This window comes from Lacticaseibacillus sp. 22 (genome assembly GCF_055413445.1).
Window position 1 is genome coordinate 184,715 of record NZ_JBVAYD010000002.1, and the last position, 22,185, is coordinate 206,899.

General features: G+C 48.3%; 18 protein-coding genes. 13 read left to right on the plus strand and 5 right to left on the minus strand.

Going from position 1 to position 22,185, the window contains the following annotated elements; translation table 11 throughout:
• Nucleotides 1-37 precede the first annotated feature (37 nt).
• The 6 genes from ACWP87_RS02170 to ACWP87_RS02195 all read left to right on the plus strand — a co-directional run bounded on the left by ACWP87_RS02170 (nt 38) and on the right by ACWP87_RS02195 (nt 6,095).
• Entirely contained in the window at nt 38-820 is a 783-nt protein-coding gene (locus ACWP87_RS02170) for an alpha/beta fold hydrolase (protein WP_014569214.1), read from the plus strand.
• A 308-nt stretch (nt 821-1,128) separates the two neighbouring features.
• Complete coding sequence (locus ACWP87_RS02175; protein ID WP_014569213.1) at nt 1,129-2,022, plus strand: ABC transporter ATP-binding protein; 894 nt, start codon at nt 1,129-1,131, stop codon at nt 2,020-2,022.
• Between the two features lies 1 nt (nt 2,023).
• Nucleotides 2,024-2,890, plus strand: a complete 867-nt coding sequence (locus tag ACWP87_RS02180; RefSeq protein ID WP_005715094.1) for an ABC transporter permease — start codon at nt 2,024-2,026, stop codon at nt 2,888-2,890.
• Nucleotides 2,891-2,987: 97 nt separating this feature from the next.
• The gene (locus ACWP87_RS02185) at nt 2,988-3,440 is read left to right on the plus strand and encodes a LytTR family DNA-binding domain-containing protein (protein ID WP_014569212.1); all 453 of its coding nucleotides are present in this window, start codon (nt 2,988-2,990) and stop codon (nt 3,438-3,440) included.
• A gap of 8 nt (nt 3,441-3,448) precedes the next feature.
• Entirely contained in the window at nt 3,449-3,856 is a 408-nt protein-coding gene (locus ACWP87_RS02190) for a DUF3021 domain-containing protein (RefSeq protein WP_005684175.1), read from the plus strand.
• A 256-nt stretch (nt 3,857-4,112) separates the two neighbouring features.
• On the plus strand, nt 4,113-6,095 hold the full coding sequence (locus ACWP87_RS02195; protein ID WP_014569211.1) for a cation:proton antiporter: 1,983 nt from the start codon (nt 4,113-4,115) through the stop codon (nt 6,093-6,095).
• A gap of 118 nt (nt 6,096-6,213) precedes the next feature.
• On the opposite strand, the gene ACWP87_RS02200 is transcribed toward ACWP87_RS02195, so the two are convergent.
• Nucleotides 6,214-8,418, minus strand: a complete 2,205-nt coding sequence (locus ACWP87_RS02200; protein WP_014569210.1) for a DUF3800 domain-containing protein — start codon at nt 8,416-8,418, stop codon at nt 6,214-6,216.
• Between the two features lie 414 nt (nt 8,419-8,832).
• Here ACWP87_RS02200 and ACWP87_RS02205 point away from each other — a divergent pair, with 414 nt between their 5' ends.
• The 6 genes from ACWP87_RS02205 (at nt 8,833) to ACWP87_RS02230 (ending at nt 15,236) form a co-directional block, all read left to right on the plus strand.
• The gene (locus ACWP87_RS02205; protein ID WP_014569202.1) at nt 8,833-10,224 is read left to right on the plus strand and encodes an amino acid permease; all 1,392 of its coding nucleotides are present in this window, start codon (nt 8,833-8,835) and stop codon (nt 10,222-10,224) included.
• A 199-nt stretch (nt 10,225-10,423) separates the two neighbouring features.
• Nucleotides 10,424-11,269 carry an aldo/keto reductase gene (locus ACWP87_RS02210; protein ID WP_005684180.1) on the plus strand — a complete coding sequence of 282 codons (846 nt, stop codon included), beginning with the start codon at nt 10,424-10,426 and terminating at the stop codon, nt 11,267-11,269.
• A 115-nt stretch (nt 11,270-11,384) separates the two neighbouring features.
• The gene (locus tag ACWP87_RS02215) at nt 11,385-12,008 is read left to right on the plus strand and encodes an SDR family oxidoreductase (protein ID WP_014569203.1); all 624 of its coding nucleotides are present in this window, start codon (nt 11,385-11,387) and stop codon (nt 12,006-12,008) included.
• Nucleotides 12,009-12,580: 572 nt separating this feature from the next.
• Nucleotides 12,581-14,065 carry a ribosomal protection-like ABC-F family protein gene (abc-f, locus tag ACWP87_RS02220; protein WP_014569205.1) on the plus strand — a complete coding sequence of 495 codons (1,485 nt, stop codon included), beginning with the start codon at nt 12,581-12,583 and terminating at the stop codon, nt 14,063-14,065.
• 99 nt (nt 14,066-14,164) lie between these two features.
• A complete protein-coding gene (locus tag ACWP87_RS02225) occupies nt 14,165-14,605 on the plus strand; it encodes an OsmC family protein (RefSeq protein WP_014569206.1) in 441 nt (146 codons plus the stop codon).
• A 202-nt stretch (nt 14,606-14,807) separates the two neighbouring features.
• Nucleotides 14,808-15,236, plus strand: a complete 429-nt coding sequence (locus ACWP87_RS02230; RefSeq protein WP_014569207.1) for a hypothetical protein — start codon at nt 14,808-14,810, stop codon at nt 15,234-15,236.
• A 294-nt stretch (nt 15,237-15,530) separates the two neighbouring features.
• On the opposite strand, the gene ACWP87_RS02235 is transcribed toward ACWP87_RS02230, so the two are convergent.
• Nucleotides 15,531-15,731: a cold-shock protein gene (locus ACWP87_RS02235; RefSeq protein ID WP_003563620.1), complete on the minus strand. Its 201-nt coding sequence runs from the start codon at nt 15,729-15,731 to the stop codon at nt 15,531-15,533.
• A 214-nt stretch (nt 15,732-15,945) separates the two neighbouring features.
• On the minus strand, nt 15,946-17,289 hold the full coding sequence (gdhA, locus tag ACWP87_RS02240; protein ID WP_014569209.1) for an NADP-specific glutamate dehydrogenase: 1,344 nt from the start codon (nt 17,287-17,289) through the stop codon (nt 15,946-15,948).
• 532 nt (nt 17,290-17,821) lie between these two features.
• Here gdhA and ACWP87_RS02245 point away from each other — a divergent pair.
• Nucleotides 17,822-18,760 carry an L-lactate dehydrogenase gene (locus ACWP87_RS02245; RefSeq protein ID WP_014569201.1) on the plus strand — a complete coding sequence of 313 codons (939 nt, stop codon included), beginning with the start codon at nt 17,822-17,824 and terminating at the stop codon, nt 18,758-18,760.
• A gap of 161 nt (nt 18,761-18,921) precedes the next feature.
• Here ACWP87_RS02245 and ACWP87_RS02250 read toward each other — a convergent pair whose 3' ends face one another.
• Together ACWP87_RS02250 and sstT are read right to left on the minus strand one after the other, a co-directional pair.
• Nucleotides 18,922-20,403, minus strand: a complete 1,482-nt coding sequence (locus ACWP87_RS02250; protein WP_005684195.1) for an APC family permease — start codon at nt 20,401-20,403, stop codon at nt 18,922-18,924.
• Nucleotides 20,404-20,707: 304 nt separating this feature from the next.
• On the minus strand, nt 20,708-21,994 hold the full coding sequence (sstT, locus tag ACWP87_RS02255; protein ID WP_014569200.1) for a serine/threonine transporter SstT: 1,287 nt from the start codon (nt 21,992-21,994) through the stop codon (nt 20,708-20,710).
• Between the last annotated feature and the right edge of the window lie 191 nt (nt 21,995-22,185).

Sequence of the window (22,185 nt, forward strand, 5' to 3'; positions counted from 1 at the left end):
TGACTAAATACCGTTGTTAAAAGGGGTAAGTCGCAACATGACACGCAAACAATCACGTCAGCACCGCTGGGGATGGCGCTTACTTTTGATACTCTTTCTACTGTTGGCAGGGAGTTATTGGGTTTGGTGGCAGCTAGGCAGTCGCCGCATTCATGCCCAGACTTACCGGCAAACATCCATCGTTACCGTATTTGTCCCCGGCTATGCCAGTAATGGCCTGACTTTTGGCCCGATGGTGACCCGCTTCAAGCAAGACCGCGCCTCCAATCAAGTGACGACCATTACCATCAGCGCGACCGGCAGCCGCACGATAACTGGCGCTAACCGGTATACCGGCAAGAATCCGTTAGTTAATGTGGTTTTTGAAGACGCCAAAGCCCCGGAAAAGGAAACCCGACAACTGACTGCCTTGTTACATTGGCTACGTGCCAAACACAACGTCACCAAGATCAATCTTGTCGGTCATTCTATGGGCAGCAACCTCAGTTTTAGATACCTCACGACCCACCACACTGATGCGCAGCCGCATGTAGTGAAGTACGTTTCATTGGCAAGCGAGTTTTACCGTGACCCCACACCTCAATTACAGCAATTCCCTAAATCAGTCCAAACCCTCGTCATCGGCGGTCAAATCTTTGGTGCAAGTGGCGACTGGGCCGTGAGCATCGCTGGCGTCAAGCGCTTTGAAAAGGCCTTGCGCGCGGCAAATATTCCAAGTACGCTTTACATCTATCACGGAACGCCGCTTGGTGCCTATCACAGCAGTCTGCACCAGAATCCTTACGTTGATGCAAGAATTTTGGCATTTCTGTTTACCTGACGCGAATTTCGAGTTAGCCGCTGTGCTGTTTTTACTTCAAACAACTGGACAATGTTTAAAACGATGCTAGTGTTTTCGGACTGGCATCGTTTTTTTTGGTGCCCATTAATTGAACTTATTTCAAATTCTTGTCATGACGAATTGCAGTTACGTTCACTTTCCTTTTGTCCACAAAGTTAAATATCCGCTGTCATTCGCCCTCGGCATCTGACCACTCACCTTGCAATTTTGACCACTTATCGGCATCAGCGGGACGGATTCGCTCGCACTGGCTATGCTTGAATCATCAAACAAAAGTGGTGATAGATATGATCCTTCTCGAAACAACGAATCTGACAAAAACATACGGTACCAAAACCGCCGTCAATGATATCAACCTAACAATTCCAGCCGGTCAATTAGTTGCCTTTTTAGGGCCTAATGGTGCAGGCAAGTCGACAACCATCGGCATGCTGACGGGATTAATTCAACCCAGCAGCGGCAAGATCACAATGGGCACAGCCACGCCGAATCAAGCGGCTTATCGGCAACAAATCGGTGTTGTCTTCCAAGACAGTCGTTTAGATCGGCAGCTGACTGTAAAAGAGAACTTGAAAATCCGTTCCCAAATGTATACCAAAACTGATCCGGCCTGGTTTGATTACTTGGTCGACCAATTTGATTTGACGCCAATTCTTAGCCAAGCTTACGGCACATTGTCTGGTGGTCAGCGCCGGCGTGTTGATATTGCGCGCGCCTTGCTCAATCATCCTCATCTCCTTTTTTTAGATGAACCAACAACAGGCCTCGACATTCAAACCCGCCAAACCATTTGGACCGCCATCGCTTCCTTACGTGCGCAATCACAGTTAACCGTGATTTTGACGACACATTACTTAGAAGAAACCGAACAAGCAGATTTTGTCTATGTCATTGATCAGGGCACGATTATCGCCGCGAACACTGTTGGCCAACTAAAACAACAGTATGCCGGACATCAGCTTATTGTTCGCACGCATGCACCTCAACAAGTACAAATAGCCGCAACCCAAGCGAATCTCCCCGCCCAGATCGATGGTGACACAGTGCGGGTGCAGGTTAGCCATCCCCAAGCAGCCATCACATTACTGACAACTATACAACCGCAGCTCATTGACTTTGAGTTTCGTGCGGCTGATATGAATACCATTTTTGTTGCTTTAACCGGAAAGGAGATTCGTTAACATGTGGGCATTTGTCAAACGCAATTTGTTACTATTCTTTCGCAACCGCGCCGGGGTCTTCTTCTCGGTACTGGGCGCTTTAATTGCCTTTTTACTGTATTTAGTCTTTCTCAAGAAAAGTATGAGCACGCTTTGGCCACTGGCACATCCCGAAAAATTGCTGGATCCGTGGTTAATTGGCGGCACCTTAACCATCACCGCTGTCACGACCACACAAAATGGTCTCGCGCGGATGATTGTTGATCGCGAAACTGGCCGACTTAGCGATTATTTATTAACTCAAGCTTCGTATTTACGTATCGAGTTGGGCTATCTGATTAGCGCCGTGATCATTGGCACCATCATGCAGTTACTTATGTTCTTTGCTATGTCTGGTGCTTTTTTATGGTTAGACCACATCGCCATTCCCTGGCAATTGACCGGCCAGATTATCGTCCTTGCCGTGTTTAGCAGCTTAGTCTGGACGGCTTTCAACCTTTTGATTCTTAGTTTCGTGTCCCGGGTCACCACAATGAGCGGCATTTCGACGATCATTGGAACCGCAGCTGGTTTCTTTGCTGGCGTCTATCTTCCCATTGGTTCTGTTCCAACTGCCGCGCAAAATTTGATGAAATTGACGCCTTTTCCCTACAATGCCGCAATATACCGGCAGTTACTCCTACAGCAACCCCTAGAGTCCACTTTTTCCGTTCACCAGACAACGGCGCGTCAGACCTTTGAAAAAATGCTCGGCATCCGAATTGATCTGCATGGCCTGCTTTCATCAAGCCAAACTTACCTGATTCTAACTAGCTTCACGCTGCTTGTCGGACTGGTCATCATTCTGATAGCCAAAGTCAGTCGAAAAACAGCGCTTGTCCGCGTATAATTAATTTGATTATCATGGTTGCTTTTTCCAATATTATCGCAACACCGCCATGATTCGTTTCACTATCATGCATGCACTTTTTACGGGAGGGGTGTCAATGAAAGTTTCGTTTGAGCAAGACGCAACGATGCAGCCAGACGACGTGCAAGTTCACGTCAAGGCTGCACGATTGTCACCAGCTGTTTTGCAGTTACTGCAACAAATTCAGCAACTCGCCGACAGCCACGCGACCTTACCGCTACTCGTTGGCGAACGCGTTGTTGTTTTGCCAACCAACGAGATCGTGGCTGTTGAAGTATACGGCGATCAGCTTTCTGTCCATACCCATCAAGATATTTATCAAAGCCGCGGTCAACTCAAAACGGTCTTGGCCAAACTTGACCCGCAAGCATTTATCCAAGTAACGAAAAGCAGTCTTTTGAATATTAATTATTTAACGTCACTAGAAGCGTCTTTTTCCGGGAACATGACAGCCTTCATGGCGAATAAAATGAAGTTAACTGTCAGTCGTAAATATCTTCCTGCGTTAAAACGCTTGTTAGGATTGTGAGGTGCCCGATGAAAATCATCAAAGATCTTATCACGGATAGCGTTATCGGTATGATGATCGGTGCGACTGTTTATCTAGGTGCGCTCATGCTACACGTCCAACTGACCCCACCAACGCCACGCACCATCGCTGGCTTGTTTGTGATGAGCGCTTTAATCGGGATGCTCGCCCTTATTTTTGACAATGAATCCCTCAGCCTGCCTGTAGCCTATAGCCTTCATTTTATCGGCACCTTCGCCATTGTCATCGGCACCAACTATCTCATGGGCTGGCAATTTCTCGTCGGATCGGCACTCCCAAATTTTCTAATCGCCTTTTTGATCATTTACGTCCTCATCTGGCTGGCGCTTTATCTTTCCTGGCAGGTCACAGCTAGAAAGATGAACCACGTGTTAAAAAAACGTCAAGGAAAATAGTCTTATCCTACTAAGTGTCGAAATATTCCCGACACTTTTTTTGCTCCCACTGCTACTATCGACACATCAGGCTGAAAAATAAACCAATCCGATTTTTAATCAGTATGTCCGTTTGCGCACCGTCTAGGCGATCCAAACGCGTTCACCTGTCCAGAAACCGGGCTGGTTCACGCTCTCCAAGCCTGCAACCAGTGTTTTCCCCAGTTTGGTGCTAAAATAAAATGATCGAATCGGTCAAGCTAGGAAGTGAGTCGCTGTGAATCAAGTCGTTATTTTTGGCATCATGTTGGCCACGGTTATCGTTGGCAATTTGCTTGCTCGCCATGTCCCGCAGATTCCCTTGCCATTCTTCTTAATTGGCCTTGGTGCAGCGTTGGCAATTATGCCATCCCTGCGTAGTTTTACGATTGATCCATCGGCGTTCTCCTTTGCTATCATCGCGCCGCTGCTTTTCAATGAAGGTCAAAATGCCTCACGAGGACAAATCGGCCGGTCACTGACGAATATTGTGTCACTTGCAGTCGGCTTGGTGCTCGTGTCGGTCGTGATCTTAGGCTTCGGCGTCCATGCACTTTTCCCGGTCATCCCATTGAGTCTGGCATTTGCTTTGATTGCCATTGTGACCCCAACTGATGCTTCCGCTGTTAGTGCCGTTGCACAGGCCAATCCGTTAAGCACCAGTCAAATGCAGCTGTTAAATAATGAAAGTTTGTTTAACGATGCGGCGGGGATTGTGGCGTTTGATCTCGCACTGTCGGCCTATATTTCCGGACAATTCTCGGCCACTGACGCTTTGCTCGACTTCCTGTTTGTTTTCTTTGGCGGTATTTTATTCGGCGCACTGGCAGGTATTTTTATTGTCAATCTCAGAGCCTGGTTAATCCGTATCGGTGATGATGAGCCGTTAATTATGGTCGGAATTCAGCTGCTGACGCCGTTACTGGTTTATTTTCTGGCTGAAGAACTGGCACTTTCCGGTATTTTAGCAGTTGTGGCTGCAGGGATTGCCCAAGGCGTTGAGCGTGATCGCTTGCGGTTGACCAGTGCCCGCATGCAAATTATTAGCGCCAATGTGTGGGAAATGATTGCTGCCGTTCTTTCCGGGCTGGTTTTTGTTTTGCTAGGCGTTTCGCTGCCAAATGTCGTGATTGAGGCATTACGCGGGCAGGCAGGGTTATTCGGCTTGCTCATTGGCATCGGTGCTTTCATCTACGTGGCCAAATCCTTTGTTCGCTTCATCTGGAGTCGGACGTTATTGAAAATGGGCAAGAAACATCGATGGCGCAATGCGTTGATCATGATGCTCGGTGGTGCAAATGGAACCATCACTTTATCGCTGGCTTTTTCGATCCCGCAAACCGTTGCCGGTCACCATTTTGCCCTGCGCCAAGGACTCATTCTCATTGCGGCTGTTGAGATTCTCCTCAGTCTCATCGTTCCGGTCATCATATTGCCGTTTTGCGTCCCTAAACCGCCAAAACGCAATCGCCAATTTATCTGGTTACGGCGCATGCTGGCGGCGGGCATTGATGCGATGCGCGATGAGACCGAACATCACAGTGAAGCACAAATTGTCGCCGATGCCTTAGCTCAGGAAATGATCTTAAATGACAATCCTTCGCGGCGGCTGCAACGAACGATTTTTGAAGGCACCATCACTGCGGAAAAAAGTGCCATTGAAACCTTACGGATGAACGGCACGATTACTCGCGATGAAGCCCATTATTATAACCGCTTCATTGATCTCAATGATTTCACGGCGGATCAACGACTCTGGAAAAATCTTTGGCTCCGGTTTCGCTTTTCGTTCAACATGGGCCGGATGTATAAAGCGTTTAATGAAGCCCAAAACGCCTTTTTAACCACCCCGCTCAACCTAGAGCCGATCTATTGGAAACGCCAATTTGCGGCTCACGGCGAAGATCTCTTGCCCATTGAACAGGCTGGATATACGGCGGTCATGCGATATTTGCAACGGATTGAAACAATTCAAAATCGCAGTGCGGTTAATACCATTCGGCGGTTCTACCGTGATCGTCATCGCCGGGTCCATTCCGAGTCATTTGACGGGGATGCTTTGTACGCGATGTTTCTTAAAGCCTTTCATGCCGAATACGAGTTCATTCAACAGGCTTTTACGGATGGAAAGCTAAGTCGCGACCTCATGCAGCGCCTCCAAACCCGAATCACCTTTGACGAAATCACCTATTTGAAAAATCAGGACAGTTTTATCGACTAGACTATTTTGCCTTTCTTTCATTTCAGAATATGCCCCTTGCAAAATAAAAAAATCGGCTGCAGAGAAAATTCTCTACAACCGGTTTTTATTTTGCAATTAACTCAACGAACGGTCTCTTTTACCGTTTTGTCTTTGAACCTGAGTCTAAAGCCATTTCAAGCTCATCGGCAGCCGTCTTTGTAACACTTTCAATCTTGGCTAGAACCTTACCATATGGCTTTGGATCCTTATTGATGTAGCGTAACAAGCCGGCCATGCGTGCAGTCATGTCGTACCAGCTTTGGTTTGGCATGCCGGAGATTTGACCGACACGAGCATTTGGTAACACATCAATGAGTTGTTCCACCGCATTTTTGACAACCGGTAAAGCCCCGCGTACCAGATCCGAATCGGCGTAGGTTGCATCAAAGATCAGCTGCATGAACCGATCCGGCTGGGAATGCTTGGAAGGCATTGCGGCCCGTTCCGCGCGAACCCCCATGACAACCTGTTGCAGGCCCAATAAAGTAAGGCGAACAAGCTGATCGTGCTGCGAAATGCCTAATTCAGGCATCGGCGTGATCCCGATCAGACTGAGCTCATCTTTGCTTAACCGCAACGCAGCATTAGCAATAAAGTCGGATAGTTGCAACCCAAGATGTTCACGCGAGTCCGCAAATTCAAACCGAACCTTAATTGGCCGTTCCAGTGACAGGGTCAAGTAACGACTAACGATATCGGCGCCCATCACAAGCTGATTGCCTTCCAACTCATTTCGATGATCGATCATGATCACAATATCATCAAATGTGGTATGGACATCACGCAAGACATGGATGGTTGCTCCGATATATGGATAAAGATATTCCATTGATGGTGCAAAATCCGGGTAAGTTGTTTTACGTGAAAAGACCGTATACATGCCCATGTTTTCATGCTTGGCAGCTTTAATCAGTTGCGTCAATGCATCAACCTGTTTGCCGCGGGCTTTAACTTCATCCCCTGGCTCCCAGCCATAGGGATAAAGCGCGTTCCGGAAACCGGCTAAGCTTTCATCGTCGCCTTCCGGTAAAATGGCGGCAATTCCCATATGCATCATCCGCGGATCCGGTCGATGCTCTTCAAAACTTTCATCAATGAAAAGACGTAATTGCTTCCCGGTTACCAGTGGCACCTCATCATGCGTTCCGTAATTGGCGCGCGCCGACCGATTCTCCGCTGACTGTGTATTGGCGGCATTGCTAGTACTGTTTGCAGCGCTACCGTTTGTGCTAGCACGATCAGCTGACGTGGATCGGATGACGCTTGGCGTGTGGGTTGTCACTTTATTAACAACAGCAGGAGTCCGGTGTTGACTGGCATCTTGATTGCTAAGCGATTGTGAATTGCTTGTAGAAGCTGATTGCGTCATGGGTTGCCAATTTTGCGGATCAGCATTGGCAGCGAAGCGATTCTGTCTTGGCCGTCCCGGTCGCCGCGTACCGTTTTGTTTGTTGCGATCGAGCCGCACATTGCGCCGATCACGCCGAACCGGTTCGTGCTCGCTTGTACTGTTGTGCCGCGTTGCATCTGTTTTTCCGGTTGGTGTGTGTTGCTTGGTATGGCGCACACCGTTTTCGCGGCGGTCGGTGCTTTCAGACGTGCTCATTGAATTAGCGGTAGACTGACTGTTTGCTGCCTGCGCCTGACGTTTGTTGGCCTCGCTTTGTGCTTGCTGGGTTGCGACATCAGGCTGCTGGCGAATGGTGAAACGATGATTGCGCGTTGTCGGCCGTTTGGTGGTCGACTGTGACTCACTCGCAGTGTTAGCACCATTGGTTGACGGTGATTGCCGGGTATTGCGATTCACTTGTCGGCCAGTCGTTGTTGTGCGGGCAACTCGTTTGGTTGTCCGGCGCGGTGATTGCGGACTGGCTGAATTTTCCTGAGAATGTACGGCCGCCTGATTCTGATCGGTGGCAGCAATACTTGTTGGCTGCGTTTGCGTTTTTGCCTGTCGAGTTGGCGTCTTTGTTGCGGCTTGCTTCGTTGTGCTTGGTTTCGTTGCTGGCGCTTTGGCAGTCGTCTGCCGTGTGCGCGTCTTAGCGGCTGGAGTCTTAGCGACTGATTTCGCCGCAGCTGTCTTCTTTGGGGTCCGTTTTACCGTGGTCTTTGCTGCTTCCGGGACTTTTCCCGATGCGATGATGCTTTCAATCTTTGCGGTCGTTTTACGACTGACGTTATGACCACGCAGCGCCTTTCGCAGGGTCGGTACGGATACACCAATCGCGATTGAAGCGGCGTTGGTATTCAATCCATGCTTTGCCATATAAGCATTTAATGATGTTTTTAGCTTATTATCCAAAATATTTCCTCATATCCTACTTAAATTTAAGTGTTCCGGTACTAGTTTAACGCAAAAAGTCATACGCGAACATTGCCTTAATCAAACGGTAAGTGTCAATCTTTTCTCGGTTCTACTCTAATAAGTGATCTCCGTTACTCCGAGCTGGCTCCGCGGTGGCAGGCTGGCGACCGCGCAGCTAGAGTGGTGGGCGCCACTGAGCCCGCCACCGCTCCACCAGCTCTTGCTTTCTATCCTGATATTCGAACAATTAAACGACAAAATCAGCGTACTTTCCTAGGTTATGACCTGATTAATAGCCTACATTAACGCGTTAATCATGTCTACGTTTCAAATTCATCTGTTTGCGAAAAATAGACTTTTCTTGTATAGTCTTCTCTTGTATGTCACAACAATGAAAGAAGCGAACTTAACATGCAACGAAAACTCAGTGGCCGCCATATGCAGATGATTGCGCTTGGCGGAACCATCGGCGTTGGCCTTTTCATGGGCGCTAGTGCCACCATCAAATGGACCGGTCCTTCTGTCTTAATTGCCTATATCATTGCCGGACTTTTTCTTTATCTCATCATGCGGGCGTTGGGCGAAATGCTGTACGTTGATCCGGCAACTGGTTCATTTGCCAAATTTGCCAGTGAATACATGCACCCGCTTTTTGGCTATTTAACCGCGTGGAGTAATATCTTCCAATTTGTTGTGGTAGGCATGTCAGAGATGATTGCCATTGGTGAATACTTCAAATTTTGGTGGCCCGGGCTGCCGGCATGGCTGCCTGGCCTGGTTGCGATCACCTTCCTTGTTTTGGCGAATCTGATTTCGGTGCGAATGTTTGGCGAATTGGAATTCTGGTTCGCTTTGATCAAAGTCGTAACCATTGTGTTGATGATCATCGCTGGTCTCGGCGTCATTTTATTTGGACTAGGAAATGGCGGTCGGCCAGTGGGGATTAGTAACTTGTGGACCCACGGCGGATTTTTCACGGGTGGCTTTACGGGCTTTTGCTTTGCCTTGTCCATTGTACTTGGTTCTTACCAAGGCGTTGAGTTACTCGGCATCACAGCTGGGGAAGCGGAAAACCCGCAACCAACAATTGTTAAAGCGGTCAAAGACACCATCGGGCGAATTCTTATCTTTTACGTTGGTGCGATTTTCGTGATTGTAGCCGTTTATCCTTGGAATCAACTTAGCGCTTTAGGGTCTCCTTTTGTTCAAACCTTTGCCAAAATCGGCATTACCTTTGCGGCATCACTCATCAACTTTGTGGTGATCACCGCCGCATTATCAGGTTCAAATTCCGGCATTTATTCTGCTAGTCGTATGCTTTACACATTGGCAGATGCCAAACAGTTACCGCGAATCTTCACAAAACTAAATCGCCATGGAGTCCCTTTTTATCCCGTTGTTTCGGTCGGCGGCGGCATTTTACTCGGTGTGCTTTTAAACGCCATCCTGCCTTACGTGGCGCCAGCAGCGAAAAATGTTTTCGTTCTCGTCTATAGTTCCAGCGTCTTGCCAGGAATGGTTCCCTGGTTTGTGATTCTTATTAGTGAAATCAAGTTTCGAAAAGTTCACGCCGATAAAATGACGGACCATCCTTTCAAAATGCCATTCGCACCATACAGTAATTATCTCACACTTATTTTCCTTGTGTTCACTTTATTTTTCATGTTGCTGAATCCGGAAACAAGTATTTCATTAGTAGTCGGGATTATCTTTTTAAGTTTGGTGAGCTTGCATTATTTCATCTATTATCGCCATGGAAACAGCAAAACAAAGCCGGTAATGGATCAAGACAATGACCTTTAAAGCTATGTCCTGATTGCGCTGACTGCAAATTTTTCAAACTTTCACTTGCCAGACCCTCTCACCTTGCATCTTTTCTGACATTTTTCTATGAGTGTTTTTATTTCACGGCTAATTTGTATAATGAAACTGTATGAAGCAGCCTGTGTTTGCTCATCCGGAACAAGTGGCAAACACATGCAAAGGAAAGGGGTTTGCTTTTATGAAAACGATCAATATTGGCGATGTAACGGTTCCAATTGTCGGAATGGGCACCTGGTATTTAGGTGAAGGCAACGCTGAACAAAGCGCACGCGAAACCCAAGCTTTAAAGTACGGGTTAGATCACGGCTTGCGGGTGATTGATACAGCCGAAATGTATGGCAACGGCGCGGCGGAAACCTTGATCGGCAGCTTTTTAGGCGATTACCCACGGGCCAATATCTATCTGATCTCTAAATTCTATCCGTCACATGCCGACAAAAAGCAAATGCGAACGGCGCTGACAAATAGCTTGTCGCGACTTAAAACCGATTATCTCGATCTTTACCTACTTCACTGGCGCGGGGCTACCCCACTGGCGGAAACCCTTGAAGGCTTACAAGAGCTGAAAAAAGAGGGACTGATTCGCCAATACGGGGTCTCAAACTTCGATGTTGACGATATGGATCAGCTCACTTTGGAACCGGGTGGCGAGCAAGTCGTTGCCAATGAAGTCTTGTATAACCTACAATCACGCGGTATTGACTTTGACCTACTTCCACGCCAGAAGCAGGCAGGGATCACCACGATTGGTTACTCGCCTTATGGTTCCGGCAGCGGCAAATCCATCAAGCTAACTCCGGAACTCACCGACTTGGCAAAAAGCAAGGGCATTTCGACTCACCAGCTCCTGCTTGCCTGGGTATTGCGCAATGGTGACGTGCTATCCATCCCCCGCACTGGTGAAGCTAGCCACATGGCAGAAAACATTGCCGCAGCAGACGTCACATTTTCACCGGACGAATTAGATCTATTTGATCAAGCCTTCCCGATGCCTCGTCATCACGTTCCCCTGGAAATCATTTAGTCAAAACAACGCCTCATCCCAATTACTGCTGTGTTCAGTCAGCGGCGAGCGCTTTCACGTCAGCACAAAAAACGTTATACTAATAACAATCATTTTCCAAGAAAGGATCATTGTTGTGAAAATTTTTGTTGTCGGCCCCCACGGTCAAATCGGCCAGCTATTGGTGCATAAATTACTGGATCGAGGCGATACGGTCACAGGAGGCTATCGTGACCCGCTCACCCAGACACCCGATCCGGAGAAAAACTTTCGCGCAGTTGAGCTTGATCTGTCATGGCCGGTCAATCGATTAGCAGACCTTTTCGCCGGTCATGATGCAGTTGTGTTCGCTGCAGGATCGCGGGGAAAAGATTTACTCGGGGTTGACTTAGATGGGGCCATCAAAACCATGAAAGCCGCCGAAGCCAAGGATGTCGGCCGCTTCATCATGCTTAGTGCACTTGATGCTGAGGATCCGGCACACTGGCCTGCACAATTGCACGATTACTACATTGCTAAGTATTATGCAGATGAGTGGTTAATCCACAATACGGATCTGGATTATGTCATTGTCCAGCCAACCTCACTCACGAATGAACCGGCGCAAGGAACCATTACGCTGCAGCCGCAACGCCCATCAACCATTCCGCGTGCCGATGTTGCCGATGTCTTGGTTGCCGCATTAGATAGTGATCGTCACCGCGAAACAATTAAAATTGCCACTGGCCCAACACCAATTGAAGAAGCCGTAAAAAGTTGACGCAGCACAAAACACGTGGTAATTTTAGTTTAACTTTAAATCGAAAGTGAGGTCTCGTCCATTGAAGAACGCCAATTGTTGAAATGTCCAAGTCCTGTCATCATCAACGGGATTCGTGTGGACTTTTTGACAATCGGGCGCGATCAATGGCGGACACTCCGTCTATTTTGGTCAGCCTTAATTTTGGGGGCTGACCTTTTTTATCTGAGCGTGAACCGGCGCGCTTAGGAATCGGAGTGTAAGCGGCCTTGGGCGTGATGGCCGCACTTTGCCATTGCGACCAAGGTCCTTACACGCAGATTCCTGCGCCGGTGAACGCGTTATGAAGCTGAGCGTGAACCGGCGCGCTTAGAAGTCGGAGTGTAAGCGGCCTTAAGCGTGATGGCCCGGTCTTGGCCATTGCGCTTAAGGTCCTTACACGCAGACTTCTGCGCCGGTGAACGCGTTATGGTGAGCGTGAACCGGCGCGTTATCAGCCAGCATTTTCACGCTCATCACAACCCGATTTCAAAAAGCACCGCAGCACCACCCGTCTTGATACCACAGGCACATCCCGGAAAGGACGTGGCTGTATGTCTACCATCCAAATCAAACATCTACACTTTGCTTACGATGGCCAAGCACCGATCTTTACTGATGCCGGTTTCGATCTTGATACAAACTGGCATCTCGGCTTAGTTGGCCGTAATGGTCGCGGCAAAACAACTTTGTTACGCCTATTGCAAAAACAACTTGATTATCGCGGTACGATCACCGTACCACTGCCGCTGCAATATTTTCCCCAAGGACTCGATGAATCTCAGGTGACATTGGATGCTGCTCAGGCGTTTAACCATGTCGCCCAGTGGCAACTTGAGCGCGAACTCAACTTATTGCATGCCGATCCTGCGATTCTTTGGCGACCGTTTGCTGATTTATCCGGTGGTGAACAAACCAAAGTGCGCTTGGCGTTGCTTTTCATCCAGACCGATGGCTTTGCACTCATCGACGAACCAACCAATCACCTTGATCTGCGCAGTCGCCGGCAGGTAGCAGCCTATTTGCAGCAAAAACCCGGCTTTATCGTTGTGAGTCATGATCGCGATTTTTTAGATGCTATCACCGATCACACCTTGGCCATTGAACGCCAGAAAATCACGCTATATCAAGGCAACTACACGACGTTTGCAACTGAAAAAGCGCGCCAGGATCAAACCGAAATTGCCCAAAATACCCATTTAAAAACCGAAATCAGTCGGCTCAAACAAACGGCTTATGACAAGAAACTCTGGGCCGAAAATAAAGAGCGCAGTATTTACGGCGATCGGCACGTTAAAAATAGCGGTCATAGGGGTCGCGGCTTTATCAGCGCCCGCGCAGCAAGAACCATGAAAAAAAGTAAAAACCTGGAACACCGGATGAACAAAGAAATCGAAGAAAAAGAACAGCTGCTCAAAAATCTGGAAAAAGTCGATCCTTTAACGATGAATCCGCAGCCGACCCACCAGCACCAATTGATTGTGGCGGAAAAGGTGCAACTCGGCTTTGAGCAACCGTTATTCGAGCCGATTTCGTTCACCTTACACCGTGGCGATCGCATTGCCATTGTTGGGGAAAACGGCAGTGGTAAATCAACCTTGATCCGCGCATTGCTGGGTCAGTTTAACGGAATCAGCCGTGGTCTGTTGAAGCTGGCACCCGTATCTCTGAGTCTGGTACGTCAGCAGTATGCCGATAACCGCGGTACCCTTCCAGACTTTGCCGAAACCCACCAGCTTAGTCGCGAAGCATTGCTCAATAACTTACGCAAGCTTGGTATGCCGCGCGCTGATTTTGCCACGCCGATTGAACATTTGAGTATGGGCCAGCAAAAGAAAGTGGAAGTGGCCCGCTCCCTGGCAACGCCTGCAGCGCTTTACATCTGGGACGAGCCACTTAATTATCTGGATACCTACAATCAAGATCAGATTATTGCGGCCGTCCGCCAATATCAACCAACGATGCTCTTTGTCGAACACGATGAACATTTTATCGATCAGGTTGCCACAAAGATGATTCGCCTACACCCGTTGCTATAAACGAAAATCCAAAGCTATGCGCGCGCGAGCCACAATAACACCATGTTAAGCGGTTCCATGGTATACTCACGATGAAAGCTCAAAGAAAGGATGGATAGCATGGCAGAGCGTTCTTTATATCATACCTATGTCCGTAACGAAAATGGTCTGGTTGGTGAAAGTTATGTTGAAGGCAACCAAGGATTAGCACTGGGCGTTTCCAGCTCGCTCATTGATGCGCCGGGTACCAATCCGGAGCAGTTTATCGCCTTTGCACTGTCTACTTGTTTCAATGCCACCATTCGTATCGTTCAGCATCGCGAAGGCACCGCAGAGGATTCCCAATTACGCACCCGTGTCGATATCGTCCGTGACAAAATCGGCTACAAATTCATTGTGGATGCCCAGATTCTCATGCCAAGCCACACTCGCGAAGAAGCCCAAAAGATTGTCACCCAGGCTTTAGACGAGTGTCCGGTTGCCAAACTGTTGAAAGAAAATGAAAATGTCACCTTCCGCATTGTCGATGAATTCACTGATGAGCCAACTTTAGGTGAATAAGCGCAACGCCCTCAGTAAGGTGGTTCATTCCTTCATCGGGTGTCATGAATTGAATCGCGCCATCCCAGTTTAGCGTGAACCAGAAATCAGCAATTGTTGATTTCTGGTTCGCGTTTTTTTACTTTTCCTACAAGAATTCACGACTTAGCGAAACTCGCCCGTTTAGAAGTTTACAGTGAAAGGTAAACGGAGGGCGTTTAAGATGAATAAATCATTTAACCAGTCAAGTATTTATCGGTTTGGTTTGCCACTTTGCTTAGGACTTGGTAGTTTAGCTTTCTTGGCAATCGGTATTTGGGCAACCATCTTGTTACTATTCACATCTAAAATCACGACAGTTCTCATACTGGTTTTATTAGGTGGTTGGTTCGTAATCGGCTGTATCATCACAGGCGCGGTGTTGTTATGGCAACTAGTGCGCAATCCTAAGCTCGTTAGCCGTAACGTTCACCGACTTCAGTGGCTTCTCGGGCTCATTACGATCATCATTGCGGCCATCTCGTTGCCACTTTCGTATTTTTGGGCGGATACAGGTGACGCGCCGGGGGTTGTGTTTATTGGTCTGTTTCTTGTGGCAATGCCGTTTGCTTGTTGGGTTTTGGTTAGCGTTTGGCAGTGGACGTTGGGGTGAGGATTTATTTTTTGGTTTTGCGGGGATCTTCAGCTGCCTGTGAAAGGTTTGAGAATAAGCGATAACGCGCGGAGATTGGTTTCTTTTGTAGGCGATTGTTTGGTTTGACTTTGCGTTCTATAACGCGCTCTCCAGCGCAGCAATCTGCGTGTAAGGACCTTGGGCGCAATGGCCAAGACCGGGCCATCACGCCTAAGGCCGCTTACACTCCGACTTCCAACCGCGCCGGCTCGCGCTCACACAAAAAAAGACCCACTCAGTTTCCCGAGTGGATCTTTTTCAACGAACCAAGAATTAAAGCTTGGTAACGTTAGCAGCCTGAGGGCCACGATCAGATTGTTCTACATCGTAGGAAACAGCCTGACCTTCGTCAAGACTCTTGTAGCCTTCGCCGTTGATGGCGCTGAAGTGTACGAAAACGTCTTGGCCGTCTTCACCAGTGATGAAGCCGTAACCCTTATCAGCGTTGAACCATTTAACTGTACCTTTTTGCATGAAAGTGAATCTCCTTTTCAAAACTAACAACAACAGACAACCGTAATCCTAAAAAGGAAATTCATGTTACATGATGTTTCCCGTTCAAGTATTACCATGAACAGAGTATAACACGTTCAGCAAGAAACACCTAATTTATTTTCGAATTTCTGGCAAATTTATTTGCGATCGGTTAATTGCCACGAGTGGTGTAGACCAAATCGGATCCGGCCAACTACATGCCTTGTGCATACATGGCATCAGCCACTTTCAAGAAGCCGGCGATGTTGGAACCTGCCTCGTAATCACCTGGAACCCCATATTCGGCGGCAGCATCGGCACTGGCTTTGAAAATATGCTGCATAATCTCGTGCAGCTGACCGTCAACCGTGTCGAAGCCATCGCTTAAACGCCGCGAATTTTGGCTCATTTCGAGTGCGGAAACTGCCACGCCGCCAGCATTGGCCGCTTTGGCCGGACCGTATAAAATGTCGTCATGCTGATAAGCCGCAATGGCATCCGGATCACTGGGCATGTTGGCGCCTTCTGCCACGGCGATCACGCCTGCAGCCTTAAAGCGCTTGGCCTGCGCTCCATTAATTTCATTTTGGGTGGCACACGGCAAGGCCAGATCAAACTTAAGCGCTGCGTCCCAAACCGAACCTTCATAATATTTGGCGCCGTCAACCCGCTCGGCATAAGTTTTGATTCTGCCACGTTCTACTTCTTTAATTTGCTTGACAGTGGCAAGATCGATCCCATTTTCATCCACCACGTAACCATTTGAGTCGGAAACCGTGAGCACTTTAACCCCCAGTGCTTCAGCTTTTTGAGCAGCATAAATGGCAACATTACCAGCACCGGAAATGACCGCCCGCTTACCGGCAAGCGTTTCGCCATTAGCCTTGAGTAATTCATCCGTATAATAGATCAAGCCATAACCGGTAGCCTCCGTGCGCGCCAATGAGCCGCCATAACTGAGACCTTTGCCGGTTAAAACGCCGCGTTGTGCCCCTTTAAGTCGCTTGTATTGACCATATAGGTAACCGATTTCCCGTGCGCCAACGCCAATATCCCCAGCTGGCACATCCAGGTCCGGCCCGATGTATTTGCTCAGCTCGGTCATGAAGCTTTGACAAAAACGCATGATTTCCGCATCCGACTTACCTTTGGGATTAAAATCAGCCCCGCCTTTTGCCCCACCGATTGGCAAGGTCGTCAGGCTATTCTTGAAGATCTGTTCAAAGCCCAAAAATTTCACGATACTTAAATTGACTGACGGATGTAACCGTAAGCCGCCTTTGTATGGACCGATGGCTGAATTGAATTGCACCCGAAAGCCGCGGTTCACTTGGATTTGGCCTTGGTCATCCTGCCACGGCACGGCAAATTGGATGGCCCGTTCCGGTTCAACCAAGCGTCCAAGAATGTTTGCTTTCATATATTCAGGATATTTTTCAAAAACGGGGACAACGGTTTTTAAAATGGTTGTCGCTGCTTCCAAAAACTCCGGCTGGTGCGGATCGCGTTGTTTGAGCGTTGCGAGAACCGATTCGACATAAGCTGTTGCTGAAGTCATAAATACCCACCTTTCTAAAAACGGTAACAAGTGTTGTTTTAAGGTTAACAGAAAAATGGCAGTTTGATAAGAATTTTCTTCATGTGCCCTCAGCCAGATTAACTGTTATTGTAAAATTTCTCTCGGTTAAGCGATAGGAAAGGATGATAAAACTATAAGTAATAGAAAGCAAGAGCTGGCGGAGCGGTGGCGGGCTCAGTGGTGAAATTGGTCTTAAGCGGAGTGGGCTTCTCCGCTTTAGACCAAGGCCGAGCTTCGAAACCGCGGTCTTTGCGGGTTCGAAGTCGTGCCCACCACTCTAGCTGCGCGGTCGCCAGCCATCACCACCGCGGAGCCAGCTCGGAGTATCGGAAATCACTTAATTAGAGTAGAACCGAGAAAAAGTTGACCATAACAGATTAAGTGTTTATCAAGCTGAAAGCCTACACCTCTGTTACAATGAAATCGGATACATGTTACCTATTTGATTGTTTGGACACTGCTATCGTCCAATCGTTGCGTGAAGCGGCTACCTGTCAAGGAGGGGTTTAGGATGCAACATAGCGGAAATATTATTTTAATTGGTGACGGCGCTATCGGTTCGAGCTTTGCTTTTAACTGTTTAACGACCGGCGTTGGTCAAAGCCTGGGCATTATTGACGTCAATGAGAAACGAGTACAAGGCGATGTGGAGGATCTTTCGGACGCGCTGCCGTATACGTCCCAAAAGAATATCTATGCAGCGAGTTATGAAGACTGCAAATACGCCGATATCATTGTGATCACGGCTGGCATCGCGCAAAAGCCCGGTCAGACCCGACTGGAACTGTTGTCGATCAATGCCAAAATCATAAAAGAAATCACGCACAATATCATGGCCAGTGGTTTTAATGGTTTTATTCTCGTTGCCTCAAACCCGGTCGACGTGCTCGCGGAATTAGTGCTGGAAGAATCGGGGCTGCCGCGTAACCAAGTACTAGGCTCAGGTACAGCGCTGGATTCAGCCCGTCTGCGTTCGGAAATCGGCTTGCGTTACAATGTGGATGCGCGCATTGTCCACGGCTACATCATGGGCGAACATGGCGACTCCGAATTTCCGGTTTGGGATTACACCAATATTGGCGGCAAACCGATTCTCGATTGGATTCCCAAAAATCGCCAAGCAAGTGATTTAGCTGAAATCAGCCACCGCGTTAAAACTGCCGCATATGGCATCATTGAAAAGAAAGGTGCTACTTTCTACGGAATCGCCGCTTCGCTCACCCGCCTGACCAGTGCCTTTTTGAATGACGACCGGGCAGCATTCGCGATGTCGGTCCATCTTGACGGTGAGTATGGTTTGTCAGGTGTCTCCATTGGGGTACCGGTTATCCTCGGCGCAAACGGCTTAGAACGTATCATCGAACTTGATTTAAACGCGGAAGACCACAAACGCCTGGCTGACTCTGCTGCCATTTTGAAAGATAATTTAAAGAAGGCACAGGAAGCCTAGAACACAACCCATCGTCAGTATTTTTTCAGCAGGTACGCATGACAATCAAAATCGGCTTGACAGAGAATGCTAATTGTCTCTGTCAAGCCGATTTTTACTTTGCGTATGAACTTTCCTGTACGCGCTCACTCATGTTGCCTGCCGTAGCTTCACATGCAACTTCACTCGTCCGACTTTGCTTGCTCCAGTGCTTCCGTCTCCTTTTCAACTTCGGAGCCTTTGGTTAATGCCGAGTGTCGCATGCCATAAAGGAAGTAGATCGCACAACCGATTAGGAACCAGACGCCTGAATACAGCTTTGCCTGAATGTCCAATCCGAGAAAGACGACCAGCGATCCGAGAAAAGCAACCGCTGGCAACACTGGGTAAAATGGCATCCGAAAACGTGGCTTGGCAATGTCCTGCCCCTCACGCGGACGCAAACGGTAAATGCCAAGCGTGACAAACATGAATGCGATCAAGGTACCCGCAGAAATTAACTGGGCAAGAAACGCAAATGGAAAGAACGCACCGATAATAACGCCAATAGTGATGAGCACCGCCAAAGCCCGATTCGGCAACTTGCGGCTATTCAATTTTCCTAAACCATGCGGCAACATCCCGTCACGCCCAAAACTGTAAAGCAGCCGTGAGCCCGCCATCGCCATGCCGATGAGCGCCGTGAACATACCTAAAACCGCAATGCTTTCGACAACGGTTGCGACCACTGCATGACCTGAGTGGCGCAACGCCCAGCCGACCGGTTCTGCATTGTTGGCGTAATCTTGATATGGAAACATCCCCAACAAAACCAGTCCCACCGAAACGAATAAGAAAACGGCAATCAAGAGTGACCCTAAAATTCCCCGCGGCATCGTTTTCTCCGGATCAATCGCTTCAGCCGAATTAGCCGCAATCGAATCAAAACCGATATAAGCCAAGAAAATCATGGAGACGCCGGCATAAATACCCTGCCAGCCTCCAAATGGTGTGCCATCCGCGTTAAGATGATACGCCGGGAAGAACGGATGGAAGTTTTCTGGGTGAATCGCGGTTAACCCCACCACAAGAAATAGCAGGATCGCCAGCACTTTCATGACAACGAGAATATTTTCGACTCGCGCAGCACTGGACACGCCGCGCGACAACAAAATCCCGACCAGCAGCATCACCACCACGGCAACCAAATCAACAATGCCTCCGTTAGTACCAAAAGGATGCGCCAAGGCCGCGGGAAAATTCACCCCGATCGTCGCCAATAAGCCGCGAAAATTAGCCGATAAGCCAGACGCAACAAAGGCCACGGCAATAAAGTACTCAGCTAACAACGCCCAGCCGGCAATCCACCCGAAGAATTCACCGAAAACAACATTAATCCATGAATAAGCCGACCCGGCAAATGGCATGGCAGCTGACATTTCAGCGTAGGCAAATGCCACCAGTCCGGCAACCAGCGCCGCAATCAGAAAAGAAATTGACACTGCTGGCCCGGCATGTTTAGCCGCAACGACCCCAGGTAATGTAAAGATCGATGCGGAGACAATGGTACCAACGCCTAGCGCCAGAAAATCACGCACGCGCAAGACCCGCGGCAAATGCGAGTCTTTGTCTTCATACACACTTGGATCTTCTTTGCGAAATAATCGTTGCCATACTTTCCCCATTGGAACCTCCGTTGACTTGTTTATGCTCTTTTTACGTATTTTGGTAAAAAACCCATGAAAAATAGGTTAGCACATTTCAGTAAGACTGGAAAGCGCTGTGTTTTTAATGACATTTGTTATCACAACATTGAATGCTCGCCAGCCAAGTTTCCGGAATGATGAGCCGCCAAATCTTAAGCTTTTTTAAGCAAACAAAAACTGCCTAAGCGTGGTCTGAACTCACTTAGCCAGTTTCCATTTGCCTATTAACGATGCATGGCACCTATCAACAGGGTAAGCATTCATGAACATTTGTAGCTGCTGATCATTTATCATCTTCTGCCACAGGCGCAACGGACTTAAGCTTCTGTTTGCCTGCCGCCTTCACAGCAGCACGCATGTTAACCGGGTGACCTTCACGCCGATCATCCGCGTATTCCGCCGTGGCCGTGAACAGTAAATCTGACGCAGAGTTAACCGCCGTTTCAACTGAGTCTTGTACGACACCGATGATAAAACCAATCCCAACGACCTGCATGGCAATATCATTTGAAATGCCAAAAAGCGAAGCCGCCATTGGAATCAGGAGCAATGACCCACCGGCAATGCCCGATACGCCGGTTGCCGAAATGGCTGACAGGAAACAAAGCAACAAGGCGAGGAAAATGCTGACATGAACGCCCATTGTATTAGCGGTGGCCAAGGTCATAATCGACACGGTAATGGCCGCCCCGCCAGAGTTAGCTGAGCCGCCCAGTGGAATAGAAATAGCATAACTATCTTTATTCAAGCCCAAATCTTCCGAAGCTTTGAGGTTAATCGGAATGTTGACGGCGCCACTACGCGTGAAAAAGGCCGGAATCCCACTGACTTTTAACGTCCAAAACGTCAGCGGATAAGGATTTTGCCGCGTCAGCAACCAAACCATGAACGGATAAACGACCAGATAGACAAACACCATAGTCGCCACCAGCAAGATCAGCAGTTGTCCATAAGCCATGACCCCTCTAACGCCGGTCTTACTCAATGATTCATGCAATAAGCCAACAATCCCAAACGGTGCAAACTGGATGACATTTTGCGCTACTGAGCTGACGGTCTCTGCCAGCTCGGTCACCACTTTTTTGGTCGTGGCACTCGTCAAACGTAAACCGGAGCCGATCAACAACGACCAGAACAAAATAGCGAGATAATTACCTTCAACCAACGCTGAAATCGGATTCGCCACAGCATTGGTCAATAACCCGGTCACAACCGTTCCTAAATCCTTAGGCGCACTTTCGGCAATCTTCATCGCCCCCGGTAACACCAGCTTGATGGGGAAAAGATACGAAACGACAACAGCTGCCACCGAAGAAAGTGATGTGGCACTTAAGTAAAGGACAATGACAGTGCCAAAATGGTTTTTCGATCCCGAGCGATATTTGGAAATAGCGGACATAATCAGTAAGAAAACAAGCAACGGCGCGATTGCCTTCAACGCGCCAACAAACAGCTTGCCTAAAACATCGATAAAGGACCAGGAGGGCACCAATACCCCTAACACTGCCCCAACCACGATTCCGATCACAATTTTCAGAATCAGCGACACATCTTTGTACCGTTTATACATTTCTGGCCCCTCCTCCATATAAAAATTAATATTTAATGAGAACACTTCTTAGTGTGCCTGAATCTTTGACCAACTGCAAGTTATTTTTATCGATAACACTGCAAATCTTTTGTTAGTCCGACTTTCATCAATCCAAACAAAAACACCGACGTCAAAATGGCATCGGTGTTTTTACTTAAGACCAAAGTTAA